Annotated in this window: 26 protein-coding genes and 1 pseudogene; 15 read left to right on the top strand and 12 right to left on the bottom strand. The window is 60.0% G+C overall.

All coding sequences use genetic code 11. The annotated features are described in order from the left end of the window. The first annotated feature begins 328 nt into the window (after window positions 1-328). From adk to FHS09_RS05575, 14 genes are all read left to right on the top strand, one after another. A complete protein-coding gene (gene adk / locus FHS09_RS05510; protein ID WP_183457561.1) occupies window positions 329-997 on the top strand; it encodes an adenylate kinase in 669 nt (222 codons plus the stop codon). Window positions 998-1,106: 109 nt separating this feature from the next. Beyond that, window positions 1,107-2,108 carry a ferrochelatase gene (gene hemH, locus FHS09_RS05515; RefSeq protein WP_183457563.1) on the top strand — a complete coding sequence of 334 codons (1,002 nt, stop codon included), beginning with the start codon at window positions 1,107-1,109 and terminating at the stop codon, window positions 2,106-2,108. A 397-nt stretch (window positions 2,109-2,505) separates the two neighbouring features. After that, the gene (locus tag FHS09_RS05520) at window positions 2,506-3,189 is read left to right on the top strand and encodes a hypothetical protein (protein ID WP_343057409.1); all 684 of its coding nucleotides are present in this window, start codon (window positions 2,506-2,508) and stop codon (window positions 3,187-3,189) included. Between the two features lie 200 nt (window positions 3,190-3,389). Beyond that, window positions 3,390-4,091, top strand: a complete 702-nt coding sequence (tsaB, locus tag FHS09_RS05525; protein WP_183457567.1) for a tRNA (adenosine(37)-N6)-threonylcarbamoyltransferase complex dimerization subunit type 1 TsaB — start codon at window positions 3,390-3,392, stop codon at window positions 4,089-4,091. A 10-nt stretch (window positions 4,092-4,101) separates the two neighbouring features. Continuing rightward, window positions 4,102-4,899 carry an undecaprenyl-diphosphate phosphatase gene (locus tag FHS09_RS05530; RefSeq protein WP_183457569.1) on the top strand — a complete coding sequence of 266 codons (798 nt, stop codon included), beginning with the start codon at window positions 4,102-4,104 and terminating at the stop codon, window positions 4,897-4,899. Window positions 4,900-4,905: 6 nt separating this feature from the next. After that, window positions 4,906-5,787 (top strand): NAD(P)-binding domain-containing protein, encoded by an 882-nt coding sequence (locus FHS09_RS05535; RefSeq protein ID WP_183457571.1) that lies wholly within the window; start codon window positions 4,906-4,908, stop codon window positions 5,785-5,787. Between the two features lie 118 nt (window positions 5,788-5,905). Further along, window positions 5,906-7,009 (top strand): tRNA-queuosine alpha-mannosyltransferase domain-containing protein, encoded by a 1,104-nt coding sequence (locus tag FHS09_RS05540; RefSeq protein ID WP_183457573.1) that lies wholly within the window; start codon window positions 5,906-5,908, stop codon window positions 7,007-7,009. 202 nt (window positions 7,010-7,211) lie between these two features. Further along, window positions 7,212-8,219 (top strand): tryptophan--tRNA ligase, encoded by a 1,008-nt coding sequence (locus FHS09_RS05545; RefSeq protein WP_183457575.1) that lies wholly within the window; start codon window positions 7,212-7,214, stop codon window positions 8,217-8,219. A 118-nt stretch (window positions 8,220-8,337) separates the two neighbouring features. After that, a complete protein-coding gene (locus tag FHS09_RS05550; protein WP_183457577.1) occupies window positions 8,338-9,903 on the top strand; it encodes an AbgT family transporter in 1,566 nt (521 codons plus the stop codon). An 8-nt stretch (window positions 9,904-9,911) separates the two neighbouring features. After that, window positions 9,912-10,247 carry a DMT family transporter gene (locus FHS09_RS05555; protein WP_183457579.1) on the top strand — a complete coding sequence of 112 codons (336 nt, stop codon included), beginning with the start codon at window positions 9,912-9,914 and terminating at the stop codon, window positions 10,245-10,247. A gap of 133 nt (window positions 10,248-10,380) precedes the next feature. Further along, window positions 10,381-10,962 (top strand): RNA polymerase sigma factor, encoded by a 582-nt coding sequence (locus FHS09_RS05560; protein WP_183457582.1) that lies wholly within the window; start codon window positions 10,381-10,383, stop codon window positions 10,960-10,962. Then, on the top strand, window positions 10,929-11,651 hold the full coding sequence (locus FHS09_RS05565; protein ID WP_183457584.1) for an anti-sigma factor: 723 nt from the start codon (window positions 10,929-10,931) through the stop codon (window positions 11,649-11,651). The genes FHS09_RS05560 and FHS09_RS05565 overlap by 34 nt, the downstream gene beginning before the upstream one ends. Before the next feature lie 282 nt (window positions 11,652-11,933). Further along, window positions 11,934-12,581, top strand: a complete 648-nt coding sequence (locus FHS09_RS05570) for a leucine-rich repeat domain-containing protein (protein ID WP_183457586.1) — start codon at window positions 11,934-11,936, stop codon at window positions 12,579-12,581. Further along, window positions 12,517-13,815, top strand: coding sequence for a hypothetical protein (locus tag FHS09_RS05575; RefSeq protein WP_183457588.1), 1,299 nt, complete (start codon window positions 12,517-12,519; stop codon window positions 13,813-13,815). The genes FHS09_RS05570 and FHS09_RS05575 overlap by 65 nt, the downstream gene beginning before the upstream one ends. A 99-nt stretch (window positions 13,816-13,914) precedes the next feature. On the opposite strand, the gene FHS09_RS05580 is transcribed toward FHS09_RS05575, so the two are convergent. Next, complete coding sequence (locus FHS09_RS05580; RefSeq protein ID WP_183457590.1) at window positions 13,915-14,688, bottom strand: SDR family NAD(P)-dependent oxidoreductase; 774 nt, start codon at window positions 14,686-14,688, stop codon at window positions 13,915-13,917. 188 nt (window positions 14,689-14,876) lie between these two features. Between FHS09_RS05580 and gcvA the strand changes: the two genes are divergently transcribed. Further along, window positions 14,877-15,785 (top strand): transcriptional regulator GcvA, encoded by a 909-nt coding sequence (gene gcvA / locus FHS09_RS05585; protein WP_183457592.1) that lies wholly within the window; start codon window positions 14,877-14,879, stop codon window positions 15,783-15,785. Window positions 15,786-15,951: 166 nt separating this feature from the next. On the opposite strand, the gene FHS09_RS05590 is transcribed toward gcvA, so the two are convergent. The 11 genes and pseudogenes from FHS09_RS05590 to FHS09_RS05640 all read right to left on the bottom strand — a co-directional run bounded on the left by FHS09_RS05590 (window position 15,952) and on the right by FHS09_RS05640 (window position 25,715). Further along, window positions 15,952-17,052 carry a hypothetical protein gene (locus tag FHS09_RS05590; protein WP_183457594.1) on the bottom strand — a complete coding sequence of 367 codons (1,101 nt, stop codon included), beginning with the start codon at window positions 17,050-17,052 and terminating at the stop codon, window positions 15,952-15,954. Then, window positions 17,036-17,959, bottom strand: coding sequence for a hypothetical protein (locus FHS09_RS05595; protein ID WP_183457596.1), 924 nt, complete (start codon window positions 17,957-17,959; stop codon window positions 17,036-17,038). The genes FHS09_RS05590 and FHS09_RS05595 overlap by 17 nt, the downstream gene beginning before the upstream one ends. A 70-nt stretch (window positions 17,960-18,029) precedes the next feature. Next, entirely contained in the window at window positions 18,030-19,724 is a 1,695-nt protein-coding gene (locus FHS09_RS05600; RefSeq protein ID WP_183457598.1) for a COG4315 family predicted lipoprotein, read from the bottom strand. Between the two features lie 201 nt (window positions 19,725-19,925). Next, window positions 19,926-20,615: pseudogene (locus FHS09_RS05605) on the bottom strand (GTP-binding protein); the annotation flags it as partial. Between the two features lie 272 nt (window positions 20,616-20,887). Beyond that, the gene (locus tag FHS09_RS05610) at window positions 20,888-21,352 is read right to left on the bottom strand and encodes a GNAT family N-acetyltransferase (protein ID WP_183457600.1); all 465 of its coding nucleotides are present in this window, start codon (window positions 21,350-21,352) and stop codon (window positions 20,888-20,890) included. Then, window positions 21,349-22,053, bottom strand: a complete 705-nt coding sequence (locus FHS09_RS05615) for an esterase/lipase family protein (protein ID WP_183457602.1) — start codon at window positions 22,051-22,053, stop codon at window positions 21,349-21,351. Before FHS09_RS05615 ends, FHS09_RS05610 begins: the two co-directional genes overlap by 4 nt. Then, window positions 22,050-22,565 carry a PH domain-containing protein gene (locus FHS09_RS05620; protein ID WP_183457604.1) on the bottom strand — a complete coding sequence of 172 codons (516 nt, stop codon included), beginning with the start codon at window positions 22,563-22,565 and terminating at the stop codon, window positions 22,050-22,052. The genes FHS09_RS05615 and FHS09_RS05620 overlap by 4 nt, the downstream gene beginning before the upstream one ends. Beyond that, the gene (locus FHS09_RS22540) at window positions 22,558-22,719 is read right to left on the bottom strand and encodes a hypothetical protein (RefSeq protein WP_221191810.1); all 162 of its coding nucleotides are present in this window, start codon (window positions 22,717-22,719) and stop codon (window positions 22,558-22,560) included. Before FHS09_RS22540 ends, FHS09_RS05620 begins: the two co-directional genes overlap by 8 nt. Before the next feature lie 245 nt (window positions 22,720-22,964). Next, window positions 22,965-23,681, bottom strand: a complete 717-nt coding sequence (locus FHS09_RS05630) for an anaerobic ribonucleoside-triphosphate reductase activating protein (protein ID WP_183457612.1) — start codon at window positions 23,679-23,681, stop codon at window positions 22,965-22,967. A 50-nt stretch (window positions 23,682-23,731) separates the two neighbouring features. After that, window positions 23,732-23,902, bottom strand: coding sequence for an anaerobic ribonucleoside-triphosphate reductase (nrdD, locus tag FHS09_RS05635; protein WP_221191811.1), 171 nt, complete (start codon window positions 23,900-23,902; stop codon window positions 23,732-23,734). A 46-nt stretch (window positions 23,903-23,948) separates the two neighbouring features. Then, window positions 23,949-25,715 (bottom strand): ribonucleoside triphosphate reductase, encoded by a 1,767-nt coding sequence (locus FHS09_RS05640; protein WP_183457613.1) that lies wholly within the window; start codon window positions 25,713-25,715, stop codon window positions 23,949-23,951. Between the last annotated feature and the right edge of the window lie 64 nt (window positions 25,716-25,779).

Below are 25,779 nucleotides of genomic sequence, written 5' to 3' on the forward strand. Positions count from 1 at the left end.
CCCTGGCGCTGCTGCGACGTGTTTGTTTGGGCCCCGGCCCCGCCATCCCTGGCGGGTCGCAAGGTCGCGCACCGGGCAGTGCCCGGTAAACGCGCGCTGTCCGGTTGGGCCGTTGCGGGTATTTGGATTTGTGCACGCCATCCCTGGCGCTGCTGCGACGTGTTTGTTTGGGCCCCGGCCCCGCCATCCCTGGCGGGTCGCAAGGTCGCGCACCGGGCAGTGCCCGGTAAACGCGCGACCTTGCCCTGCTCAGGGCCAGCGTGTAAGGTAGCGCTCTTTTGGCGCGGCGGGCATCGGAACGCCAGCAGAATCTGGAGGCAATCTGACCATGCGAATCATTCTCCTGGGAGCGCCGGGGGCCGGCAAGGGTACTCAGGCCCGCTTTATTACAGAGAAGTTCGATATTCCGCAGATCTCCACCGGCGATATGTTGCGTGCCGCGGTGAAAGAGGGCACTCCGTTGGGGCTGCAGGCCAAGGACATCATGGCCGCCGGCAAGCTGGTGTCCGACGATCTAATCATTGCGTTGGTTAAGGACCGTATCGCCCAGCCGGACTGCGCCAACGGCTTCCTGTTCGACGGCTTCCCGCGCACCATCCCCCAGGCTCAGGCGCTGCTGGATGCGGATGTCGTCATCGATTATGTATTGGAAATTGCCGTGGACGACGAGGAGATCGTCAAGCGTCTGTCCGGCCGCCGGGTGCACGAGGGGTCCGGCCGCGTGTACCACGTCGAGTACAATCCGCCCAAGGAAGAGGGCAAAGACGATGTTACCGGCGAACCGCTGGTACAACGAGGTGACGACAGCGAGGAGACTGTGCGCAAGCGTCTCGCTGTTTACCATGAGCAAACCGAGCCGTTGGTGGGCTTTTATTGCGAGCTGGCCGAACGTTCCCCTGAGACGGCTCCCGTATATCGCAAGGTGATGGGGGTGGGCTCCATGGACGATATTCGCGAAAAGATACTCACAGCCCTGACCGTTTCAGAGGACAAGTGACAGAAGTCGGAGAACAGAGGGAACTGTCCTATGGACAAAATAGTGAAGAAAGCCGCCGGAACTTACCCGATACTTTCCGTCTTCTGTCCTCTGTTTTCTGATCTCTGACATGCCCACCGCCGTTATCCTGATGAACCTGGGTACCCCCGCTGAACCCACGCCCACCGCGGTGCGGCAGTTCCTACGTGAATTTTTGTCCGATCCGAGGGTGGTGGAAATACCCCGCCCGCTGTGGATGGCCATTTTGCACGGCTTGGTACTCCCACTGCGGCCGCGCCGCATCGCTCCCGCCTACCGCGAAATCTGGGATCGCAGCGCGGACGGCGAACCGGTAGAGGGTTCTCCCATCCTCTACTACACCCGCCGCCAGGCGGAATTGCTACAGGAATATCTGAGTGGTCAGCGCGCGGATATTACCGTCACCCACGCCATGACCTACGGCAAACCGGGGCTGGAGGAAACCGTCGCACACTTGCGCCGGGAAGGTTTCGGGTCATTTCTGGTTTTCCCGCTCTACCCTCAATACTCCGCCACCACCACTGCGGCGGTTTACGACCAGGTGGCGCGCTTGTATCGCAATAACCGGGATATTCCCGATATCACCCTGGTGCGGGATTACTACCGGCACCCTTTATATATCCGCGCCCTGGCCAACTCGGTGCGTGAGCACTGGCGGAAGCGGGGGGCGGCTGAAAAGCTGTTGTTGTCATTTCACGGTATCCCCAAGGCGAATATCGCCAAGGGAGACCCCTATTACCGCCAGTGCTGTGATACGGCGGAACACCTGGCTGCGGAGCTGGAACTGGGGGAGGACCGCTGGCAGATCAGTTTCCAGTCCCGTTTTGGCAAGGCAGAGTGGCTACAGCCCTATACCGATAAACAACTGATCGAATGGGGGGGGCAGGGCATTTCCAGTGTGGACGTGATCTGCCCGGCATTTTCCGCCGACTGCCTGGAAACCCTCGAGGAAATTTCAGTGGAGAATCGCGCTAATTTTCTCGACGCCGGTGGTAAAGATTACCGCTATATCCCCGCGCTAAACCTGCGCCCGGATCATATCGAAGTGCTGGCGACAATTGTTCAGGAAAAACTGCCCGAAAACCGCCAGTAAATTCCCATTTGCCAGCTCCAAATCGGCTGAAAACGGATTTGCGGGCGGATTTGCCAAAAAAATCCCCTTTTTATGTAAAAAAATCCATTTTTTTGACCTTTTTTCTTGCAAAGCCAGTTTTTTTTATTAACTTTGATACAGTTGCATCGAATTACACGTTGCGGCTGACCCTGAAATGACTTTTCCGCTGCCTTCCGGCAGTTTTTTTCATGGAGAGTCTTCAGAGAGAGAAAACGGCAATACTGCCGGCACACTTTTGAGTTTGCTGAGGTATTTCTTCCACCGAGTGAGGAGATAAGGGATGGCACGAGTAGCGAAAAAGAAAGCGCGGAAACGCCCCGCGAAACCCAAATCACCGGCAGCGGTATCGCCGGCCATAGACAAAGCGCAAAAGGCTGTGGATTCGGCGGCCAAATCGCTGGATGCCCAGCTGGATCGCGTCGCCAAGGCCCGGGCGCGGGTGCAAAAAAGTGGTACCGCCGCTGCCAGGAAATCTTTGAGCAGCGCGAACGCGAAAGCAAAAGACTTGCGCGCCAAAATGGCCGAGGCCAAGATTGCCCTAGCCAAGGCCAAAGCAATGGACTCAGTACGTGAAGCCGAGGAGGCCGCCAAGCAGAGAGTGGCCGAGATGGCGGAGAAACTGTCTTCCAAAGCGGAGAAGGACCTGGTCGCAGCGCTAAAAGCCTTTGAATCCCGCTGGGCCAGGGATCGCGCCAAGAAGGATGCCAAGAAAATAAAGGCGGCGGAGAAAAAAGCCTCGGCCAAGATAAAGGCTGCTGCCAAGAAAGCCGCGACTAAAGCCAAGGCCCTGGAGAAGAAGGCCGCGGCCAAATCCAAGGCAGAGGCCAAGAAGGCCACCAAGAAAGCGGCGAAGAAGGCCGGCCGTCCGAAGAAGAAAGCCGCAGCCAAGAAAACTGCAGCGAAGAAGACCACAGCCCGCCGCGGCCGCCCGCCGAAGAAGCGGGGACGCCCACCCAAGAAAACGGCGGCCAAGAAGTCTGCAGCTAAGAAGACTGCGACCAAAAAGACCGCTGCCAAGAAAAAGACCGCCCGTCGCGGCCGTCCGCCGAAGAAGCAGTAGTTTATAGCGGCGGCGATAATAGCCCCAGTTGTATACGGGGCTCTCCTGCAAAGCCCTGGCTGTGGCCGGGGCTTTTTCATTCGGGCCGTCTCTGGCCCTCACCCTTCGGTCAACCTTCGGTTATGCAAAACGGATGGCATGACTCATTGGGCGGGACATGACACAATTCGCCCCTCGCTTAGTATTGGATCGAGAGTGCTGTGAAAATCCTTGCCCTGGACACCACTTCCGGAGCCTGCTCCGTGGCCCTGCACTGTGACGGACAGACCCGCGAAGAGTTCGTGCTGGCGGAGCGGGATCACACGCGGCGCCTGCTGCCTATGGTGGACCGGGTGCTGGCGGACGCCGGGCTCACTCTCGGCCAGTTGGACACCCTGGCGGTGAGCCGCGGCCCCGGCTCCTTTACCGGGCTGCGTATTGCGATCAGTTGTACCCAGGGGCTGGCGTTCGCAGCAGACAAGCCGGTGGTACCGGTTTCCAGCCTCGCTGCGCTGGCCATGGGCGCCCGGCGGAATCACCCGGAGTGGGGCCAGGCGCCGGTCGCTAGCGCGTTGGATGCGCGCATGCAGCAGGTTTACTGGGGTGTTTACACCGCGCAGGCTCCGCACGACAGCCTGCTCCCGGAGGCGGTACAAAATCCCGAACAGGTGGTGCACCAGTTGAACCGGGCCGACTTGCCGCGACCGCTGTACGCTGCCGGTCCCGGCTGGCACTACGCCGAGTTCGCGGAGGCCCCGCTGACGGAAATCGACAGTCGGGTGCAGATCCACGCGCGGGATATTGCTGAACTGGCGCTGTCGCTGTGGCGGAAGGGGGCCGCGGTGGCTGCGGAGGAACTGGAGCCCCTGTACCTGCGCAATGAAGTCAGCTGGCAGAAAAGAAAGAAAATCCGTTCGCAGTAGTTAACACCCTATGGATACCATTCAGATAGTCGTTCTGGCCCTGATTCAGGGTCTTACCGAATTCCTGCCCATTTCCAGCTCCGCTCACCTGATTCTGCCCGCCGAGGTGCTGGGCTGGCCGGATCAGGGGCTGGCATTTGACGTGGCGGTGCACTTCGGCTCGCTCATCGCGGTGCTGGTATATTTTCGCCGCGATGTCTGGGTACTACTGCGGGACGGTTTGGGTGGGCTGGTGAACAATCGCTACACCGACGAGGGGCGCCTGGCCTGGCTGATCGTGCTGGCCACCATTCCCGCGGGTCTTGTCGGCCTGATTTTCAAGGGCTACATTGAAACGCATTTGCGTTCCGCAGCGGTGATCGCCGCTACCACCATCGGCTTTGGCGTGCTGCTTTGGTGGGCGGATATTCGGGGCAAGCGCACTGGGACACTGGCGCAGCTCAATTGGAAGAAAGCCCTGGCGATCGGAATCGCCCAGGCTCTGGCGCTGATCCCCGGCACTTCCCGCTCCGGCATCACCATGATGGCGGGCCTGATGCTGGGTATGAAACGCGAGGATTCCGCGCGCTTCTCGTTCCTGATGTCGATCCCGGTGATTGCGCTGAGTGCCATGCTGTTGAGTTTCGATTTGCTCTCCTTGGAGGTGGTGCCCTGGGGCGACATACTGCTGGGCACCGTGCTGTCCTGTATCAGCGCCTACTTGTGCATTCATTTCTTCCTGCAATTTATCAGCCGCATCGGCATGGCTCCTTTTGCAATCTACCGCCTGCTGCTGGGCGCCGCGTTAATCTGGATGATCTGGGGGTAATTTATTGTGAAAACAGTCGCTTTTATCGGTCTCGGCGTGATGGGTTACCCGATGGCTGGCTACCTGGCCAAGGCGGGCCACTCGGTGCGCGTCTACAACCGTACTGCCAGCCGCGCGCAACAGTGGCTGGCGGATTATTCGGGAGAGGCCTGTGCAACCCCCGCGGAAGCCGCGCGAGATGCCGAGATGGTATTCGCCTGTGTGGGCAATGACGATGACCTGCGCCAAGTGGTAGCGGGCGACCAGGGCGCCTTTGAAGGCATGGACAGCGGAACCCTGTTCGTCGACCACACTACCGCCTCCGCCGACATGGCGCGGGAGCTGGCTGCAATTGGCCGCGAAAAGGGGATCGGCTTTCTGGATGCACCGGTGTCCGGCGGCCAGGCGGGCGCTGAAAACGGGGCCCTGACCGTGATGGTGGGTGGCGAAGAGGCCGATTACCAGCGCGCCCATCCTCTGATCGACTGCTACGCGCGCGCGGTCAACCGGCTGGGGCCCGTGGGCAGCGGTCAGTTGTGCAAGATGGTCAACCAGATTTGCATCGCCGGGGTGGTCCAAGGGCTCGCGGAGGGTCTGCACTTCGCCGGGGCCGCGGGCCTGGACGCGGAACAGGTGATCGAGGTGATCTCCAAAGGCGCGGCCCAGAGCTGGCAGATGGAGAACCGCTACAAGACCATGCTCGCCGGCGACTACGAACACGGCTTCGCGGTGGACTGGATGCGCAAGGACCTGGCCATCGTCCTCGACGAGGCCCGGCGCAACGGCGCACTGCTGCCGGTCACCGCGCTGGTGGACCAGTTCTACAGCGAGGTGCAGGCCATAGGCGGCGGTCGCTGGGATACCTCCAGCCTGCTGGCGCGACTGATGAATGTGCGTTCCTTTGACTGAATGCCGATATCGGTGCAATGCACCCTGTAGGAGCGGCCGTTGGCCGCGATCGATGTCAGCGTCTTAACTTGCACTTGATCGCGGCCAACGGCCGCTCCTACACAGGATTGATCAGAGAATGAAAGTCCTGCTGCTCTCCGCCTACGACGCCGACAGCCACAAACGCTGGCGCGAGGGCTTAGTGGCGGCGATTCCGGAATGGCAGTGGACAGTGCTCACACTGCCGCCGCGCTATTTCAGCTGGCGTATCCGCGGCAATAGCCTGAGCTGGGGCAGGGGAGAGGCGGCGGAAACCCTGAGCCGCCCCTGGGACCTGATCGTCGTCACCTCCATGACAGACCTCTCTGCGCTGCGCGGCCTGGTGCCGCAGATCGCCGCCGTGCCCACCGCGGTCTATTTTCACGAGAACCAGTTTGCCTATCCGAGCACTGCGGATGCCTTCACCTCGGTGGAACCACAGTTGCTGAATATCTACACCGCGCTCAGCGGCAACCTGCTGCTGTTCAATTCCGACTACAACCGCCGCACCCTGCTCGAGGGCGCGCAGGAACTACTCGGGCGTTTCCCCGATTGTGTGCCCCCGGACCTCTGCCCGGAAATCGCCGATAAATCCCGTGTTCTGCCGGTTCCTCTGGAAACTGAAGTCTTTGCAGGTCCGGGAGCGAGGCCGGATAAGCCAACCTTTATCTGGAATCATCGCTGGGAACACGACAAGGGCCCCGATATCCTGCTGGCCGCTCTGCGCCGATTCGCACAACACCAATTGCCCTTTACCCTGCACCTGGTCGGCCAGCAGTTCCGCCGTCAGCCTGCGGAATTCGCGCGGATTCGCAAGTTGTTGCAAAAGCACAACGCACTGGGCGCCTGGGGCTATCGCCAGGACGGGGCGGAATACCGGCGGCTGTTGCGGGAAAGCCACGCGGTGCTCTCCACTGCGCGACACGATTTCCAGGGGCTGGCGGTACTGGAAGCGGTGGCCGCCGGCTGCCAGCCCCTGGTGCCGGACAGCTTGGCCTATCCGGAATGGTTCGGCCGTGGCGGTTACCACTTCCCCGAAGATACCGAGTCCTGCGCCGCCAACCTGAGCAGGGCCATGTTCGAGTGCGCGAACCGCATCGGTTGCGGTGAACCCCTGCCAGTGCCGGATGTTTCCGATCTCAGTTGGCAAAATCTGGCGGGCGAATATCGCAGCCTGCTCGCCGGCCTGGTCGGTTCCCTGTAGGAGCGGCGGGGCGGCCATCCGCCGCTGGCCGCGATCAGTCTCATTTCAGTGCTCGGTCTTCACGTCACGCCCACTACCTGAACCGATCGCGGCCAGCGGCCGCTCCTACATCGGGGCCGCAATGCCGGGCCATACAACCCCAGCCGGGAAAAGGTTATTATTCCGCCTTTCCCGAGAATGCAGCACGGACTATTGTGGATTTATGACTAAGCAGCGCATACTGACCGGCATCACCACCACCGGCACCCCCCACCTGGGCAACTATGTGGGAGCGATTCGCCCCGCCATCGCCGCCAGCCAGCAGGAAGACAACCAGTCTTTTTATTTCCTGGCAGACTACCACGCGCTGATCAAATGCCAGGACCCGGAGCTGGTGCACAGGTCCACCCTGGAAATCGCCGCCACCTGGCTGGCGCTGGGCCTGAATACCGACAAGGTGATCTTCTACCGCCAGTCCGATATCCACGAGATCCCGGAACTCACCTGGCTGCTCACCTGCATGACCGCCAAGGGCCTGATGAACCGCGCCCACGCCTACAAGGCGGCGGTGGACGCCAACCGCGCCGACGGCGAGGACTCAGACTTCGGCATCACCATGGGCCTGTACAGCTACCCGATCCTGATGGCCGCAGACATGCTGATGTTCAACGCCAATAAGGTACCCGTGGGCAAGGACCAGGTGCAGCATATCGAGATGGCCCGGGATATCGCCCAGCGTTTCAATCATCACTACGGTGAACACTTTGCGCTGCCGGAAGCAGTGGTGGACGACCATGTGGCGGTGCTGCAGGGCCTGGACGGTCGCAAGATGAGCAAGAGCTACGGTAACACCATTCCGCTGTTCCTGCCGGAAAAGCAGCTGAAAAAACATATCAACAAAATCAAAACCAACCTGCTGGAACCGGGTGAACCCAAGGACCCGGACACTTCCACCGTATTCCAGATCTGGCAGGCTTTTGCCAGCGAGGGGCAGACCGGGGAAATGCGCAAGGCCTTCGAGGAAGGCATCGCCTGGGGTGAAGCCAAGAAGCAGCTCTTCGAGCTGATCAACAGCCAGATCGGCGAAGCCCGGGAGCGTTACAACGAACTGCTGGCCAACCCGGCGCAGATCGAGGTTGAGCTGGAAAAGGGCGCGGAAAAGGCCCGCGCCTATTCGGCGCCCTTTATCGAAACACTGCGCCACGCGGTGGGCATTCGCAGGATTCGCTAACTCTCGCCGCCTCGGCGATCTGACTACTTTGTAGGAGCGGCGGCCATCCGCCGCTGGCCGCCCCGCCGCTCCTACAGAGAAGAAGTAGAAGAACAGGTAGGAAACAGGGAGTTTACCGATGGCTGAAGCGCAGACAGACCCCGGCAATCAGCCCGGAGGCGGCGGGAACGGTTGGGTCAACCGCGCCCTCAACTTTATCGAAGTCGTCGGCAACCGACTGCCGGACCCGGCGGTACTCTTCCTGATCCTGATGGTGGTGGTCTGGGTTCTCTCCTGGCTGCTCTCCGGGGTCGACTTCCAGGCCCTGCACCCTGCAACCGGTGAATCCATCCGGGTGACCAACCTGCTCTCCGGCAGCGAGATGGCCCGTTTTCTTTCCGGCATGGTCACCACCTTTACCAGCTTTGCACCGCTGGGCGTGGTGCTGGTGGCGATGCTCGGCGTAGGCGTGGCGGAGCAGAGCGGCTTTATCAACGCGGTGCTGAAAAAACTGCTGGCGGTGACGCCGCAAATGCTGCTCACCCCGATGCTTATTCTGGTAGCCATTGTCAGCCACACCGCGGTGGATGCGGGCTATGTGCTGGTAATTCCCCTGGGCGGAGTGATTTTCTATGCGGCGGGCCGGCATCCACTGGCGGGTATCGCCGCCGCTTTTGCCGGCGTCTCCGGTGGTTTCTCCGCCAACTTCGTACCCTCCGCCATCGATCCGCTGTTGCAGGGATTTACCCAGTCGGCGGCGCAGATCGTCGATCCGCAGATGCAGTTGAACCCCCTGAACAACTGGTTCTTTACTTCCGCTTCCTCGGTGGTGATCGTATTGCTGGGCTGGTGGCTTACCGACAAGGTCATCGAGCCGCGATTGGAGGGAGTCGCCATCGATGGCAACGATGAGGAAATGCCGGAGATCCGGGACCTCGGCGGACGCGAAAGAAAAGCGCTCTATCTCTCCCTGGCAGTGATGGTCGCAGGCATCGCCGGCTTGGTGGCCTGGCTGATCCCGGGAGCTTCGGCACTGCGGGATGCGCAGGGGCAACTGGCCTCCTTCGATGCGCCGGTGATGCGCTCCATAGTACCGCTGATTTTCCTGCTGTTTATTCTGCCCGGTGTGGTGTTCGGCTATGCCGCCGGCACCTTCAAAAAATCCAAGGACGTGATCGACGCGATGTCCCGGACCATGAGTTCCATGGCCTACTACATAGTGATGGCGTTTTTTTGCGCGCTGTTTATCGCCGAGTTCGCGCAGTCCGGCCTGGGGACATTGCTGTCGGTCAAAGGCGGCAATGCGCTTGCGGCGATGGATCTGCCGGGGCCGGTGACCCTGATCGGCATTATCCTGCTGGTGGGCTTCGTCAACCTGTTCGTCGGTTCCGCCTCAGCCAAATGGGGGCTGCTGGCGCCTATCTTCGTGCCTATGCTGATGCAGATCGGCTTTTCCCCAGATCTCACCCAGGCCGCCTACCGGGTGGGGGACTCCTCCACCAATATCATCACCCCGCTGATGCCGTACTTCCCGCTGGTGGTGGTCTACTGCCAACGCTACGTGAAGGGCACCGGGATCGGCACCCTGGTATCGATGATGCTGCCTTATTCAGTAGTATTCCTGGTGTGCTGGTCGCTGTTCCTGGTGGCCTACTGGTCGCTGGGTATACCGCTGGGGTTGCAGGCCAGCTACACCTATCCCTGAGGATGTCGATGAAAATAGCTTACCTGTACCTCGCGATAGCGATCGTTACCGAAGTCATTGCCACCACCGCGCTCAAGGCCTCGGAGCAGTTCACCAGGCCCATTCCCACCGTGATTGTGGTGCTTGGCTACGGCACTGCCTTCTATATGCTGTCCCTGGCGCTGCGCACCCTGCCAGTTGGCATCGCCTACGCCATCTGGGCGGGCCTGGGCATCCTCCTGGTGGCGGTTGCCGGGGCCGTAGTCTACCGGCAGGTGCCGGATTTGCCGGCGATGATCGGAATGGCGATGATCGTCGGCGGGGTAGTGGTGATCCATGTTTTTTCCGAGACGGTACAGGGCTGAAGGATGAGAGAGCTTCCGGAACGGATGGAGCTGCAACTTTTTGCGGCTCATCGGCGTACAGTGATGTTGTGGGGCCTGAATCCACGCCGAAACCGCCGATTCAGATGTAATTCAACCGGAACGTGACGCCTAGATGGAAGCGAAAGACGACGAACTGGCGATATTGATCGCGCGCTGTGCGATAAATGATCAGCAGGCCCTGCAAAATCTGTACGACCGCTGTGCCGGCTTTCTCAACAGTATTGCCTACCGCATAGTCGGAAGCGACGACTTGAGTAACGAAGTGCTGCAGGACGCCTTTGTACAGATATGGCAAAACGCCGCTTCCTACCGCCCGCACCTGGCCAGGCCATTAACCTGGATGAGCAGTATCGTGCGCTACCGGGCATTGGACCTGGTCAAGGCGGAAGCGAAGCATCGGCGCCGGCCTGTCGATGCCGGCGATGAAGAGCAGTGTCTCGAAAGCGCCAGCACCGGCGATACGCCGCAGGGACTGGTTGAACAGGGGCAGGACCGGAGAGCGATTGACGAGTGCCTGCGCGAACTCAACGTAAAAGTCGGGCGATGCATCGAATTGGCCTACCTTTACGGTTATTCCCGTGAGGAATTGGCAGTGACACTGGATACCAAGGTCAACACGGTGAAATCGTGGTTGCGCCGGGGCTCCGAGAGGTTAAGAGAATGTCTGGAAACGAAGATCGAGCTGGTGAATTGAACCGGGGGCTCGCTTTCGAGTATGTATCCGGCACCCTGCCCGGCGATGAGCGCGCGGCATTTGCGGCGCGCCTGCGCGAGGATCCCTGGCTTCAGCGCGAAGTCAGGTTTTGGGAGGAGCAGCTTATGGCGATCCAGGATGATAATCAGGTCCGCGCTCCAAAGTCCTCCACTTGGACAAGGATCCAGGCTCGCATCAATCGGGCAAATGACCCAGGGCGGCAGAGCGTTCACGTATGGCAGTGGCCGTGGAAGTACGCCGCCCTGACGCTGTCATTCGTGTGGATATTCAGCGTGGCTTTCTGGGCCTACGACCGCGAGCAGGTGCCGGCGCTGCCAAACGCCGATTATGTCGCGGTACTGGTCGCCGATGACGGTGAGCCCCTGCTGACCGCGTTGACCTCCAGCGATGGCAGGCAGCTCTGGCTGAAATGGGAGCAAACACTCGATTTACAGGATCACAGCGTGCAACTGTGGGCGGCGTCGCGTCGCGACGGGCAGGTGCGCCCGTTGCTGGTATTCGACAAGCAGCAGTCGGTGTTGTCACTTGACGAGGCAAACTATCGCCTGATTCGCGATTCCGCCTACCTGATGCTGACACGTGAAGAATACGGTGGCAGCCCGATCGATGAGCCCAGTGATGAGTTGCTGGCCAAAGGGGTCTGCGTGCGCCTGAACGAGCGCACCTGAAAATACATGGCGGCCTGAGACAGAGTGACTACGCGCACAATTTTGCTGTCCTCGGTTCGCCATCAAATTTCCCCTATGCTACGATGCCAAGCCGTTGGTGAACGGGCCAGTACTATGAACCTAGAAACCGCAGTTGGGTCACGAAAGTCCAGGCGAGCTCTTGGCGCACTTGGCAAATTTAAAAATCGACTCATCACCAATAAGGTGACCACGCGATCTTTAAATTCACTATGCACTCCAATATCTTATCTGCCTTTTTCACGCCCAACTGCGGTTTCCAGGTTGAAAAGAGTTATAAAACGCGGCTTGCCGCTCGCCGTGCTGATGCTTTTTCTGGCGCCGCTGGGGTGGGGCGAAGAGTTTGGTCTCGTGGACCCGCACCTCGCCGACTGTGTCTCCCGGCTTGCAAAGAAAAATGGCTGGACCTCCGCTGATCAGGTGACCGATATCCGCTGCCACAGCGAGGCGATTGAAAACCTGGCGGGGCTGGCCGGATTCTCCAACCTTAAAAGCCTTTCCCTGTATAAAAACCGCATCGCCCGCGCCCAGCTGCCACCCCTGAAGAAGCTTGAAACGCTGAACCTGGCCCGCAACCAGCTGCAGTCGCTGGAACTCGCTGACCTGCCATCCCTGGAGACGCTGTATTTATTCGGCAACGAGCTGAAGTCCTTGTCACTGGAGAAGCTGCCCAAGCTCAAGTTGCTGAAAGCCAATAACAACGTGCTAGAGGCATTTCACTATAAAGAACTGCCAAAGGTCGAAAAGATTTATATCTTTGATAACCAGCTTCAGCATGTCGATATCCACTCTCTTCCGGCGATGAATTATATGGATTGCCGGCAAAACCCTATGCCGGACCCGCTCTATGAAGAAATGGACGAAATGGGCCATGTCACTTTTTTGCACGACGGTAATGCCGACGATTGGTAGCTTCCGGCGTGCACCATTACTCAGTCTCACGCTCGGATTGAGTCTGATTGTTGCCCGGCCTGCCGATGCGCAAGAGCACGACCTGCATTTTGAATCCCGCCTGCGCGGCGCTTATGTGGATGCCGGGAATACCGACGGTCGCGCGACTTCCCTGCTATTGCGTTTCACACTGGAATCCGAGTGGAGTGGGATATTTTCCACCCTGGCTGAAATCGACCACGTTTCCACCGGGTGGCGGGATGAACACAGCGATGGCGCTCGCTTCAATGACATGCCCCTGATCCCCGACGTGCCGGGTACTGAGGTCAATCAGGCGGCACTGGGCCTGACTTTTTCCCAGGCGGAAGTCTTGTTGGGACGCCAGCGTATTACCCTGGACAATCAGCGGTTTATCGGTTCCAACGGTTATTGGCAGAACGACCAGACCTTCGATGCGCTCTCGGCCAGTTACGAATTGTTCAGCGCGTCCAGGCTGTTTTATGCCTACATCGCCAATGCCAACCGGATTTTCGGTGACGATGCCGACGGGCAGCCCCGCCGGAATGATGGTTATTATCCCGGGGGCAGCGATCCGGAGGAGAGTGGTTTTTTGGGGGATCACGAGCACAACAGCCACCTTATCAACGCCCATTTTAACGAGTGGGACTTCAGTGACCTGGGCATTTATTACTATCACATCGACAACCGCGATGTCGGAGCGGAGTCCAATCGGAGCCTCGGTTTGCTCTACGGCTTCGAGCGGCGTATTGCCGGTTTGAAGTGGCGCTCGGAAATTGAGGGCGCCCTGCAAAAGCGCATGCAGATCGAGGATGCGCCGACAAATTCATACTCGCGTATTGAATTCGCGCTGGCTTTACACTCCCTTGAAGTGGGGCTGCAGCAGGAACGTCTGGGTGCCAGCGGGGGAGTTGGATTTGTCACGCCGCTGGCATCAGTGCACGACTTCCAGGGCTGGGCCGACAAAGCCTTTGCCATTGATAGCGAAGGAATGGTTGATCGCGCAGTAAAAGCGAGCTGGAGAAAATCTCCGCTGAAAATTGACGCCCGCTACCATTTTTTTAAAAGCGTCACCGATGATGTCGACTGGGGGCGCGAATTTGACCTTGACCTTATCGTAAAGGTTGCCCGCCAACACCGCATCCAATTGCGCTACGCCAATTATCAGTCAGCGTCGCAGAGCGCTGTCCTTTCCGATGAGCAGCGTCTGTACCTGGATTACAGTTTTGAATTTTGACCCTGTCAGTCGTTAGAATCTGTTCATAATCGGCAAGAGCCGCGCCTCTCTCCAGTTGGGGGTAAAAGCGGGCGCCGCAGTGACGCCCGACGCTGAGAATCAGTTGCGTCCGGCCATCACGCCGCCGTCCACATTCCAGACGGCGCCTGTGACCCAGCTCGCCTTGTCCAGCAGCAGGAAGATGATCACTTCGGCGACATCCAGCGGGGTGCCGATGCGGCCGATCGGGTGGAAGTCGTTGAAGCCTTCCAGGACGCTTTTCACTTCGGCCTTCGGGATGAAGCCCTCGTAGATCGGGGTCTGCACCACCGCCGGTGACACTGCGTTGACGCGGATGTGCTTGGGTGCCAGTTCCATGGCCAACTGCTGGGTCAGGGAATGCAGGCCTGCTTTGGCCATGGAGTAGGCCGATGATGGGGTCGCCGCGATGGCCTGCTTGGCCCACATGGAACCGATGTTCACGATCGCGCCAGGACGGTCCTTGGCGACCAGGTTGGCGGCGACCTTCTGGGTAATGAAGAAGAACGCCTTGTTCAGCTTCATGTACTGGTCGTAGTCCGCGTCCTGGTGCTCCAGGAAGGGCTTGGGGAAGAAGACACCGGCCGCGTTGACCAGCAGGTCGATGTCCGGGTGCTGTTCGTCGATGGTCTTGAGCAGCTCGGCCAGCCCTTCCTCGCTGGTCAGGTCCGCTGTCAGCGCCGCAACCTGGCCCAGGGCGGCCAGTTCCTTGCGCGCCTCCTCGGTCTTTTCCTGGCGATGGCCCAGGATCACCGCGCTGCCGCCTTCGGCGAGTACCATCCGGGCCGTCTGCAGGCCCATCCCGCTGGTGCCGCCAACGACCAGCAGCTTCTTGCCTTTGAATTGATTGCTCATTGTGAGACCTCTCTACTCTCTATTGGGATAAGAAGAAAAACTATTCATACCGGCAGCGTCTGGGGCTTCCGGCGCCGGCCGCGGACCGCCTGGCTGTCTATCCTTGGCTTGAGCGGGATTCTTCGCTTATTTGCTAAAGTCGGCAAACGAGATAAAGTGTCTCTCATTGAAAGAAAAACTTTATCGCTATGAAATCACCCGTCCATCTGAACGCCTTGCGCGCGTTCGAGGCCAGCGCCCGTCATCAGAGCTTTTCCGCGGCGTCGGCCGAGCTCAACGTCACTCCCGCCGCGGTCGGCCAACTCGTGCGCACATTGGAGGAATGGCTGGGCACGCCCCTGTTCCACCGCGCTACCAGCGGGCGGGTTCGGCTCCTTCCCACCGAGACGGCCGAACGTGCGTTGCCGGACATCCGGGCGGGTTTCGACAGGTTGGCGCTGGGTTTGGAACGGCTTAAGGAGGGATCGGCCAGCGGTGTGCTCACCGTTACGGTCAGCCCGGCCTTTGCCGCCAAGTGGCTGCTGCCGCGCCTCGACAGCTTCCAGGTCGCCTGGCCCGACACGGACGTGCGCCTGGATACCAGCCTCAAGCCGGTGGATTTCGTGGCCCAGGGGATCGATATCGGCGTGCGCTACGGCGTGGGAAGCTGGCCGGGACTGATGGCGGAGAAGCTGATGGAGGAGGAGGTCTACCCGGTGTGCTCGCCCAAACTGCTACGCGAGCATCGGCGCTTGCAAAAGCCGAATGATCTGGCCCGGGAGACCCTGATCCACGACCTCTCGATGGACGGCCAGGCGGGCTTTCCCACCTGGGACGCGTGGCTGGGAAAAGCGGGCGTGACGGAGGTCGCCACCGCGCGTGGTATGAAGATCAACAATTCCGCGGCCGTCCTGCAGGCGGCGATTGAGGGGCAGGGTGTCGCGCTCGCTCGCAGCGTCATGGCGCACGACGACTTGGCAACCGAGCGCCTGGTTCGGCCGTTCCCGGAAATAACCTTCGCTTCGCCTTTGGCCTATTACGTCGTGTACCGTGCCGAGTGTTCCAGCTTGCCGAAGCTGGTGGCTTTCCGGGATTGGTTACTCAAGGAGGCGGCGTAAACAGGTCTTTAGAAGTTGTTTCACAACGTGGCGAGCGGGTGGCTGGTGGCGGTCGCCGATATTTCCCTGTAGGAACGGCGGCCGTTGGCCGCGACTGGCTTTGCTTCGTAGTGAAGGCGGTCGCGGCCAGCGGCCGCTCCTACAGGGAGAAGTAGTTGCCCTATCCTCAGAAATACAAGTGCGCCTGCACAAACAGATCCTTGAAGTTCCCCTGATCTCTCTGTGGTATGTCATCGCCGTTACGAATGCCGCCGCGCAACTGGATATTCGCGAAGGGCGTGTATTCGAGTAGGACAGAACTGCGCGCGCGCTCGTTGTTGTCGGTGTTGCTCTCCGGATCAAAGGTCTCGTGCGTGACCTTCAGGTTCATGCCTTTGCCCAGTTCCCGGTTAACCTCAAACAGTGTCACAATTTGTTCTGTTTCGTTGCCAAATCCATTGATTAACGACTCATCCACGATCTGGTCCACCTCGGCGAGCAGGGTAAAGCCGTAAAGGTGAGCCCCCGCGAAAACGCCCCATATCTTGCGCGTTCCGGAGGTGGACTCATTGACTAGCGCGCTGCCACCGATACGCCACTTTCTTTCGACATATTCACCGCGTACGACATATTGAAACCTGTCGTCATCGTTGTTTGTGGCACCAGTGCCGTTGCTCAGCACAACGTTAAACAATGCCTTGTCAAAATCCAGTCCCAGCTCAACGCCGTTGTCGCTGTTGTCGAAGGTGATTTGGGTCGCCTCGCGAATAAAGGCGCTGTCATCCTCAAGGCGGATGCCATAGGGCAACATGATTTTTCCGGCTTTGAGATAGTGATTGCCGGATAATTTCGCCATGACAAACGCTTCACGATTTAACGCCGCTCCCGGTGCGATCTGCTCATCGAGGTAGAATGAAAAGCGGGAGCCCTTGGGTTGAAAGTGCAAATACACCTGGGCGCTTTGGGTTTCAAAGCCCTGTGTTGCATCGGCACTGTCCTCCTCGTGACGTTGGAAGTTCGCACGCAGATTGGCGCCGACGCGGACGCTCTCAGTAAGGCTGCCGGAATCGAAACCCAGCGTGTCGCCGGGAAGTGCCGGCAGCACATGAGTGCCGTAATAGTTGCCGAAGGTATTGCGTGCACCACCGCCGATAGGGTTGACATGACAGGCGGAACACTTGTTGCCGGTCTTGAAGGCGAGATAGGGCTCCGCTTGCGCCGGCGTCAATAGTATTGCGAACAACAGCGCTGCAAACGCGGTTGCGGTCTTTTTAAAGGTCCAGGACATGGTGCTGCTCCCCCCCGTCAATGTCATTGGCGTCACCGTCCAGGACGCGCCCACGGAAGTCGAGAACGGTGCTGGTGAGTGGACTGTTAAAGCGAATGTCGACAGCTTTGGCCGACGCATAAGGTTCGGTGTTCATTTCCAGGATTAAATCCTGGCCGGCAACAAGATGCAGATCATAATCATCCGTGTTGGCGACCAGGGTGAAATCCTCGAAAATGAACTGCACGAGCACAGTATTTTTACTCAAGGTCGCGGGATCGAGGGCGCGGCTGAAGTGCATCCCGAAAACTGCCTTGGTTTCGCCGGATTCGAATGCAGATGCGGTGACTGTTGTGCTTGCGTCACCAGTGCCGGTGCGCGGTGCGCCGTTGGCGACCCAATCGCGGATACGCTGGATGTCGGCGTCAGAAAGCGGGTCCTGGCCCAGCGGCATACGACTGCCGATAATCGAGGAGCGGCCCTCAACTTTGTGCACCAGGTAGCTGTTATCAGGATTGCCTGGATCGACCCGCAGCAGGCTGGAGTCTTCACTGGAAGGTTGATCGACGAGAAAGTTATAGCTGTTCTCTTCACTGTCGAGACGCAGTCCCTGGGGCGCGCCACTGCCGACATGACACTGGGCACAGATGGGACCGAAGATATCGGTTTGCAGCTCGGCCAGCGTGACGCCGTCGGCGGGCTCCTCAGCCGGGGGCTCCTCACCCGGAGGCTCTTCACTTGGAGGCTCCTCAGCGGGGGGCTCCTCAGTGGGGGGCTCCTCAGTTGGAGGGGCCTCCTCACTGGGAGTCTCCTCCTCGTTGTTCGATTCCAGGGGAATGCCGTTTTCGTCCAAGCCTTCCCCGGAACCCGCGTCACAGGCTGCCAGTACCAGCGCCAGCAGTAGGATATAAATGGGTTTTACATTCATCGTGAATTCCTCAAACGTAGAGCGGGAAATCGATAATCGATAAAAGGCCGGGCAAGCCCGGCTTCATGCTCTAGGGAACCGCGACGTGCCAGGTCCCGTATTCGCCGGCGGTATCCCGCGGGCCGCTGTCGGAGACGTAGAAGTACAGGGGCTGTCCCTTGTAGGCCCACTGGTAGACTTCGCTGTCGTCGTCAGTGGCGATGCTGGGATCGTCGCGGCGGGTGACGGTGAAATCGCCGAAGTCTTTGGCTTCGGCGGTTGCGAACAGTGGCGGCCAGGCCACGGCGCAGCCGCCGAAACAGGTGGAGACGCCATCGGTATCATCGTCAAAGGTGTAGAGCGTGTAGTCCTGGTAAGTGTCGCTCGGCGTACCGCTCTCATCGATAAGGCCGCCATGGGCGGTAAACGCCGCAATCTCCTCGCCGTTCAGTGTCAACGTGGCCACCGCGACTGGAGCAAAGCGCGCCAAGTGCCAGACATCGCCCACGCCGTCGCCGGTCACATCGCCGGGCTCCACGTCGCCGACATAGGTGTACAGCGGTTCGCCGTTGACGGCCCACTGCATGACGCCGGGGTTGCGTTCAACCAGGGAGAAGGGCGGGGTTACCACGGCGCCCGGGTAGGCGATCAGCGCCGGCCAGGCGGCCAGGCAGTCATCCGAGCAGTTGCTGACGCCGCTGCTGTCCGGATCAAAGGTGTAGAGGGCGAAACCGTGCAGCGGTACCGCTTCCGGCTCGGCTGCGTCGTCGTCGGTGCTCAATGCCAGACCGCTGATGGCCAGGGTCGAGCCGCGTTCGGAATCGACAATCTGGGTGTTTTGCGGCCGCGCCAGGTGCCAGACATCGCCCAGGCCGTCGCCGAGGGTGGAGCCGGGTGCGGTATCTCCCTTGTAGAAATAGAGCGGCATTCCCTGGTAGGCCCATTGCAGCGCGGTCTCTCCGTCGCTGCCGAGTTTTCGCTCAATCAGGCTGTAGGGTGCCGCGGCGACATCGCCCTCTTCGGCGAGCAGTGCCGGCCAGTTGTCGAGGCAGGTGTCGTTGCAGTTGGATTCGCCGGGCGCATCGACGTCGAAGGTGTACAGGGCGAAGCCGAGGCGGTCCTCCTGGGCGGCGCTGAATACCGTGTCGCTGTCCATGGCGCTGACCCCGATTTGTCCGGAGGCCGTGAAAAACACCCCTTTGCCTGCGTCATTCGCCTGGGCGATCGGTTCGGCCAGGGCGGTATCCCAGAGGCCGCCAACCCCTTCGCCGTTGACTTCACCGGCGGCGCTGTCTCCCGCGAAAAAGTACAGCGGCTTGCCGCGCAGCGCCCACTGGCGGTTGCCGTCATCTCGAGTGATGATCGACAGTGGCGCTATCGCCGTGTCGCTGTCAGTGGCGATCAGGGGGGGCCAGTTATCGACGCAGCTGGCGGTGCAGACGGAGCTGTTTAGCGGGTCATTGTCGAATGTGTAGAGGGTAAATCCGCTCATGTCGAGGTTTTCCAATGAGAGCTCGTCTGCGTCGTTGCGCAGTAGCGTCACCATCCCGTCGACGCTGAAGGTTGACCCCATGGTTGTCAGCGATTTTTCAAAAGTGGCCGACACGGGCTCGGCCGGATCGGGCTCGGTCGGATCGGGTGTGGGTGTCGGTGTCGGTGTTGGTGTCGGCGTCGGCGTCGGTGTCGGTGTCGGCGTGTCGTCATTACTCCCGCCTCCGCCACCACACGCCGAGAGCGCCAGCACGGAAGCCAGAGTCAAGGTGTTGAAAATAGTGGAATGTTTCATGGCAGCCCCTGTTTTATTGTTGAATTCAACCAGGAAATACGACGCAGCCTTTAAAAAAGTTGCAGTGGATTGTTGATATATGCATGTGGGTAATCACAATCGCCTGACGGTCTGGGGCCTATCGGGCTATCGGATGATCGCGCCGGGTGCCTTCCTGTAGCCAGTTGGAGTCTCGCCCCGGCTCTCAGGCCGGGGGCAGGCCTATTCCCCCCAGGCGGGGAACGGGTCCGGCAGGGTTTGCCAGTGCTCGCGTCCGGCGAGCAGTTCGTCGTCATTCAACAGACAGTCGTCCAGCGCCTGGACGAATTGTTCCCGCTCGAGACCCTGGCCGATAAAAACCAGCTCCTGGCGCATATCGCCGAAGGGGCCCTGCCAGTTTTTTTGAATCGACGCGAGATATTCCTCATCCTCGGGCCAGCGTTCCCGGGGCACGGCGTTCCAGAAGGTCCCGGCAAAGCCATAACGGGCTATGCCGCCGGCCTGGCTCCAATGGCCGGCGAAATCCGGCCGGCTGGCCAGCCAGAAATAGCCCTTGGATCGGATCAGCGTGCCGTGGAAATTGTCACCGTGGAGAAAGTCGTAGAACTTTTGCGGGTGGAAAGGGCGCCGGGCGGTGTAGGTAAAGCTGGCGATGCCGTATTCCTCGGTTTCCGGCACATGCTCGCCGCGCATCTCCTTGAGCCAGCCCGGGGCCTGCTGGGCGCGCTCGAAACTGAATTTTCCGGTGCCGAGCACCTGGCTGATATCGACCTGGCCGTGATGGATGGGGACTATATCCGCCTCCGTATTGAGGGTTTTTAATACGGCGATCAGCTTCTGTAGGGTCGGATCATCCACCAAGTCGGACTTGCTGACCAGAATACTATCGGCGAATTCGACCGCCAGCAGGTCTTCCCGTAGCGTGCAGCAGATACAACCGTTGGTTTCGTAGCGCTTCAGGGTTTCAATATCTTTGGGCATGATTTGCCCGCTGTTTTCCACGCTGGATATCTCCGGGGCGAATGCCCCGAGGCCGCAAGCCATAAAAGAGATGATGTAACGTATCAATTAAAAGATCAAGCAGGGCCTGCGCGGGATCAATCCGCAGGCTGGATTTGACTCAGGCAACCCGGAGATGCCCAGAGGGCTGAAGGGTAGTGAAGCAAATGGTGGGGCAAATGAAGCTAAAAGGGTTTTCTCAACATTTCGATGTGGGGAATCCCGTCCTCCTCGTAGGGCTCGGAAACCTTTTCAAATCCAAACCCGCTATAGAAGCGCTTCAGATGCTGCTGTGCGGAGATGCGAATCGGCCTGTCGGGATACTCCCGCCCGGTGCATTCGATTGCCCGCCGCATCAATTCCCTGCCCAGGCCGGTGGCCCGGTAGGAAGCCCGGGTGAGCACCCGACCGATCGAGGGTTCGTCGGGGTATTTCTTTTCGGGGAAGACCACCCGCAGGTAGGCGGCCAGCTCCTGCCCCTGCGGAGCTGCATTCCAGCCCATCAGGTGCCAGGAATACTGGTCGAGACAGTCCGCGTCCTGATAGGCACAATCCTGCTCCACGGTAAAGACTTCCTGCCGCGCCCTGAGGATCTGGTAGAGCTGTTGGAGGGAAAGCTGTTCGAAGGATCGCCACTGCCAGTGAATCATTGTCGACTGAATTCTCCGTTTTTCAGGTAGTGGATGACCTGGTCGATCACTTTTTTGTTTTTCATCATGAATACGTGGGTCACCGGCATTTCCAGGTGGTCGTTCATGCCTTCGAGTTTGGTGCTCTCCACCGAGACTTTGCCGTCGTCGGTATCGGGAACCATCTGTGAGAGGATCAAATTGATACTGCGGGTGCCGGCGATAATGCCCACATTAAACTCCGCCGCGCCGAGTTTGTTGGGCACACTGAGGGCGCCGGTGCCCAGCTGCAGGCCGGCATCGCCGAGGATAAAGTGGAAGCCGGGGAAACCGCCCAGATTGTCCACCACCTCGCTGCCCTTGTTGGGTGGGCCCAGCATCACTACCCGGTTCAGGTTTTCGATCTGCACCTGGCTCAGGTATTGCCGTACCAGGATGCCGCCCAGGGAATGGGTGACGAAATTTACCTGGTCATGGTCCCGGCACTGGTCCAGCGCCGGGGCGATTGCCGGGCCGGCTAGTTCCTCGATCGGGTGATCGGTGGAGGGGTAGCTCACATTCACGGTGGTAAAGCCCACCGCTGCGATGGCTTTTTCCATTTTTTCCATGGAGCCGCTGGATTTTCCCAGGCCGTGCAACAAAATCACGCAGGAAGTCTGGGCATTAGCGGCGAGGGGCAGGGATAGAAGGGATAATAGTAGGGCCAGAAAAATATTTTTCATCTATCGGTTTCTCTGTCAGTTTTTTTATTTTCCAGCGCGGCGACAAACTTCTGCGGGTCGCCCGGAGTGACTACGAGGGTACGCCCGGGAAATTTTAGCACCACGGCTCTCGCCTGGTCAGTGGCGAAAGCCCGGTAGCGGCCCAGCCGGGAATTGCGGTAGAGCCCGGCAAAACAGAAGAGGCCGCCATTGCCGAAAACCCGGATGGAACCGCTCATGGCCTTCGGGTCCGCGGCCACTTCCTGCAGGCCCTGCAGGGAAATCCGTGTTTTCCAGCCGGGGCGGCAGATCAGCAGCGCATTGCCATTGATAAGGTACCCGCGAATGGCAAAGAAGGCGCTGGCGGCCAGTATAGCCAGTGGCAGCAGTACCATGCCCGACCGCCAGGCCATTTCGGCTTGCGGTATTTTGGCGAGGAGCACCAATGGAATACCCAGCAACAGTGCCGAAGACAGTGCGGTAATCCATTTAAGCTGGCGGCTCCAGGGGGCTTCGAATATTTCATTATTCATCTAGTAGAAGTTCCGGATTGCGTTGAAGGTGAGTCCGAACAGCATCAGGGTCCAGTTTTATTTGGGCCTTCGCGATGGCGGGCAGGCGGGTGACGTACATCCAGAGCCATATCACCAGGGACCAGGCGACCAGGGCGAGGATAGGGCTGGGCATTCCGTCTCCTTGTGGATTTATGTCATGGGTATTTTGCAATCTGGATTTTATGATGGAGGAGGTGACTTTTGGAACAAGCTGATGAGTATCAGCCGGCCCTTGAGCCTAATACTGGAACAGTCGTGAGGCGAAGATCCTGATGCTGGAAGCTTTTTGTGGGGCCGTCGGAGGCATGGATGCCGACGTGGGCTACTGGGTATCAGCGTCTTCCTATCACGATCAGTACTGTGAAAGAGCGCTACGCGTCATTCCCGCAGCGTCAGGCTGGCGAAGTGAGGTTCGAGCCGTGCCACCAGCTGTGCCATGGCGTTGGGGGCAGGTGTATTCGGTGCAGATTGGCAATAGACAGGCTCCAGGCACTGTTCGCTTCGCGCTTTCTGCAGGACGTAGCGGCGCACGCCGCAGTCGGCGAGGCTCAGGGCCATGCGTTCCACGTCGGCAAGGGAGAAGTCCCGCCAGTGTACGGTGGTGCGGCATTCGAAATCGATACCACTGTCGAGCAGCAGCTTCAGACTCCGGGAGTGCCGCTGCCAGATACCGGCCCGGCCGCAGATCCGGTCGTAGTCGGCCCCATGCCCCTTGACGTCCAGCCCCACCCAATCGAGCAGCGGCAGCAGCGCCGCCAGTCGTCCCGGATAGGGGCCGGCGGTGTGCAGCGCCACTTTGAAACCCATGGCCCGGACTTGTGCCGCGGCCCCTGGCAGGCCGGCGTGCAGGGTCGGTTCGCCGCCGCTGAACACCACGCCTTCCAGCAGGCCGCGACGGCTTTCCAGGAAGTCCAGGATCGACTGCCACTCATGGGATTCCCCGCGGCGCGGGGCGATCATCTGCGGGTTGTGACAGTAGCCGCAGCGCAACGGACAGCCCTGGGTGAATACCACGCAAGCCAGGTGCCCGGGGAAATCCAGGGTGGTGAGTGGAGTCAGGCCGGCGATCGGCAAGCGGATATCCAAGTGGGGCATAGTGGTATCGCGCGCCGGGAAACTCGCGTTCCCCGGCGGTTAGTCGGTTATTACAGGTCGGCAGTTTCCTGCCGGAAGTGGCAGCGTTCGCGGTGCTCGGAGCGTTTGCCGAGGTTGAACTGGCTCACCGGGCGGTGATAGCCCATCACCCGGGTCCAGACCTCGCAGCGCTGGCGCTGTTCGGTGGGCAGGCTTTCGCGTAGCGGAATTGCAATGGTCATATCGTTGACTCCTTCTGTGGGTGGTTGGTGATCTGCCGCTCGCCGGTCATGCTGCGTGATCGTGGTCGGAATTTTGCTTCGGGGCGGCGGCCCGGGCCCGCTGGGCCAGCAGGGCGTCGTCGCAATGTGGGCAGAACTCGTGCTCCCCGGCCAGGTAGCCGTGTACCGGGCAGATTGAGAAGGTCGGGGTGACGGTGAGATAGGGTAGCCTGAAGCGGGACAAGGCAGTGCGCACCAGCTTGCGGCAGGCATCCGCACTGGAGAGCCGCTCGCGCATATAGAGGTGCAGCACGGTGCCGCCGGTGTAGCGGGTCTGCAGCGGGTCCTGGTGGAAAAGCGCCGCAAAAGGATCGTCGGTATGCCCCACTGGCAGTTGGCTGGAATTGGTGTAGTAGGGGGCCTCCGGGGTGCCGGCCTGGAGAATGTGGGGGAAGCGGCGGGCGTCTTCCTTGGCGAAGCGGTAGGTGGTGCCTTCCGCCGGGGTCGCTTCCAGGTTGTAGAGATGCCCGGTGGACTCCTGGAACCCGCGCAGCCGTGCGCGCACATGTTCGAGCAGTTCCAGTGCGATTTCGCGGCCTTCCCCGCTGGCGATATCCAGGCAGTCAGCAGTGAAGTTGCGCACCATCTCGTTGAGGCCGTTTACCCCCAGAGTGGAGAAGTGATTGCGCAGGGTGCCCAGGTAGCGGCGGGTATAGGGGTAGAGGCCGGAATCCATCCAGGTTTGGATGCACTCGCGCTTGATCTCCAGGCTGTCGCGGCCGAGTTCCAATAGGCGGTCCAGTTCGCGATACAGCCCCGCCTTGTCGCCGGGGAAGCGGTAACCCAGGCGCGCGCAGTTGATGGTCACCACGCCCAGCGAGCCGGTCTGCTCGGCGCTGCCGAACAGGCCGTTGCCCCGTTTTAGCAGCTCGTTGAGATCGAGCTGCAACCGGCAGCACATGGAGCGCACCATGTGCGGCTGGAGGTCCGAGTTGAGGAAGTTCTGGAAGTAGGGCAGGCCGTACTTGGCGGTCAGGGCGAACAGCCGCTCGGCGTTGTCGCTCTCCCAATCGAAATCGGTGGTGATGTTGTAGGTGGGGATCGGGAAGGTGAATACCCGGCCCTGGCGGTCGCCGGCTTCCATAACCTCGAGATAGGCCCGGTTGAGCAGGTCCATCTCGTGCTGCAACTCGCCGTAGGTGAAGGGCTGCTCCTCGCCGCCGATTACCGGCACCTGGTCGCGGAGGTCCTCCGGGCATACCCAGTCGAAGGTCAGGTTGGTAAAGGGGGTCTGGCTGCCCCAGCGCGAGGGCACGTTGAGGTTGTAGATGAACTCCTGAATAGCCTGCTTTACAGCGGGATACTCCAGGCCGTCGCGACGTACATAGGGCGCCAGATAGGTGTCGAAGGAGCTGAAGGCCTGGGCGCCGGCCCATTCGTTCTGCAGGGTGCCGAGGAAGTTGACCATCTGCCCCAGGGCGCTGGACAGGTGCCGCGGCGGCTTGCTCTCGGCGCGGTCGGGTACGCCGTTGAAGCCTTCGTGGAGCAGGCTGCGCAGCGACCAGCCGGCGCAGTAGCCACCCAGCATGTCCAGGTCGTGCAGATGCAGGTCCCCTTCCCGGTGAGCCGCGCCGACTTCGGCCGGGTAGACCTCGTCGAGCCAGTAATTGGCGATCAGCTTGCCGGAGATATTGAGGATCAGCCCGCCCAGCGAATAGCCCTGGTTGGCGTTGGCATGCACGCGCCAGTCGGCCCGTTGCAGGTATTCGTCGACGGTGGAGGCCACTGCCACATGCCGGGCAGGACCGGAGCGGCAGGTAATGGATTGATTCATGAGAAACCCTATATATGGCGTTTTTGTATGCTTTAAACACTATATGTAGTGGGTGAGGTTAGAG

The organism is Microbulbifer rhizosphaerae, from assembly GCF_014191725.1.
Taxonomy (GTDB): domain Bacteria; phylum Pseudomonadota; class Gammaproteobacteria; order Pseudomonadales; family Cellvibrionaceae; genus Microbulbifer; species Microbulbifer rhizosphaerae.

Coding starts and splice junctions, on each gene's coding strand:
- hemH (WP_183457563.1), top strand. CDS start 1,107: ATGCCCACCGCCGTTATCCTGATGAACCTGGGTACCCCCGCTGAACCC.
- FHS09_RS05565 (WP_183457584.1), top strand. CDS start 10,929: ATGTCTGGAAACGAAGATCGAGCTGGTGAATTGAACCGGGGGCTCGCT.
- FHS09_RS05640 (WP_183457613.1), bottom strand. CDS start 25,715: ATGAATCAATCCATTACCTGCCGCTCCGGTCCTGCCCGGCATGTGGCA.
- FHS09_RS05610 (WP_183457600.1), bottom strand. CDS start 21,352: ATGATTCACTGGCAGTGGCGATCCTTCGAACAGCTTTCCCTCCAACAG.
- FHS09_RS05575 (WP_183457588.1), top strand. CDS start 12,517: ATGAAGAAATGGACGAAATGGGCCATGTCACTTTTTTGCACGACGGTA.
- FHS09_RS05550 (WP_183457577.1), top strand. CDS start 8,338: ATGGCTGAAGCGCAGACAGACCCCGGCAATCAGCCCGGAGGCGGCGGG.
- nrdD (WP_221191811.1), bottom strand. CDS start 23,902: ATGACCATTGCAATTCCGCTACGCGAAAGCCTGCCCACCGAACAGCGC.
- gcvA (WP_183457592.1), top strand. CDS start 14,877: ATGAAATCACCCGTCCATCTGAACGCCTTGCGCGCGTTCGAGGCCAGC.
- FHS09_RS05590 (WP_183457594.1), bottom strand. CDS start 17,052: ATGTCCTGGACCTTTAAAAAGACCGCAACCGCGTTTGCAGCGCTGTTG.
- FHS09_RS05560 (WP_183457582.1), top strand. CDS start 10,381: ATGGAAGCGAAAGACGACGAACTGGCGATATTGATCGCGCGCTGTGCG.
- FHS09_RS05555 (WP_183457579.1), top strand. CDS start 9,912: ATGAAAATAGCTTACCTGTACCTCGCGATAGCGATCGTTACCGAAGTC.
- adk (WP_183457561.1), top strand. CDS start 329: ATGCGAATCATTCTCCTGGGAGCGCCGGGGGCCGGCAAGGGTACTCAG.
- FHS09_RS22540 (WP_221191810.1), bottom strand. CDS start 22,719: ATGCCCAGCCCTATCCTCGCCCTGGTCGCCTGGTCCCTGGTGATATGG.
- FHS09_RS05630 (WP_183457612.1), bottom strand. CDS start 23,681: ATGCCCCACTTGGATATCCGCTTGCCGATCGCCGGCCTGACTCCACTC.
- FHS09_RS05545 (WP_183457575.1), top strand. CDS start 7,212: ATGACTAAGCAGCGCATACTGACCGGCATCACCACCACCGGCACCCCC.
- FHS09_RS05530 (WP_183457569.1), top strand. CDS start 4,102: ATGGATACCATTCAGATAGTCGTTCTGGCCCTGATTCAGGGTCTTACC.
- FHS09_RS05620 (WP_183457604.1), bottom strand. CDS start 22,565: ATGAATAATGAAATATTCGAAGCCCCCTGGAGCCGCCAGCTTAAATGG.
- FHS09_RS05595 (WP_183457596.1), bottom strand. CDS start 17,959: ATGAATGTAAAACCCATTTATATCCTACTGCTGGCGCTGGTACTGGCA.
- FHS09_RS05600 (WP_183457598.1), bottom strand. CDS start 19,724: ATGAAACATTCCACTATTTTCAACACCTTGACTCTGGCTTCCGTGCTG.
- FHS09_RS05580 (WP_183457590.1), bottom strand. CDS start 14,688: ATGAGCAATCAATTCAAAGGCAAGAAGCTGCTGGTCGTTGGCGGCACC.
- FHS09_RS05615 (WP_183457602.1), bottom strand. CDS start 22,053: ATGAAAAATATTTTTCTGGCCCTACTATTATCCCTTCTATCCCTGCCC.
- FHS09_RS05540 (WP_183457573.1), top strand. CDS start 5,906: ATGAAAGTCCTGCTGCTCTCCGCCTACGACGCCGACAGCCACAAACGC.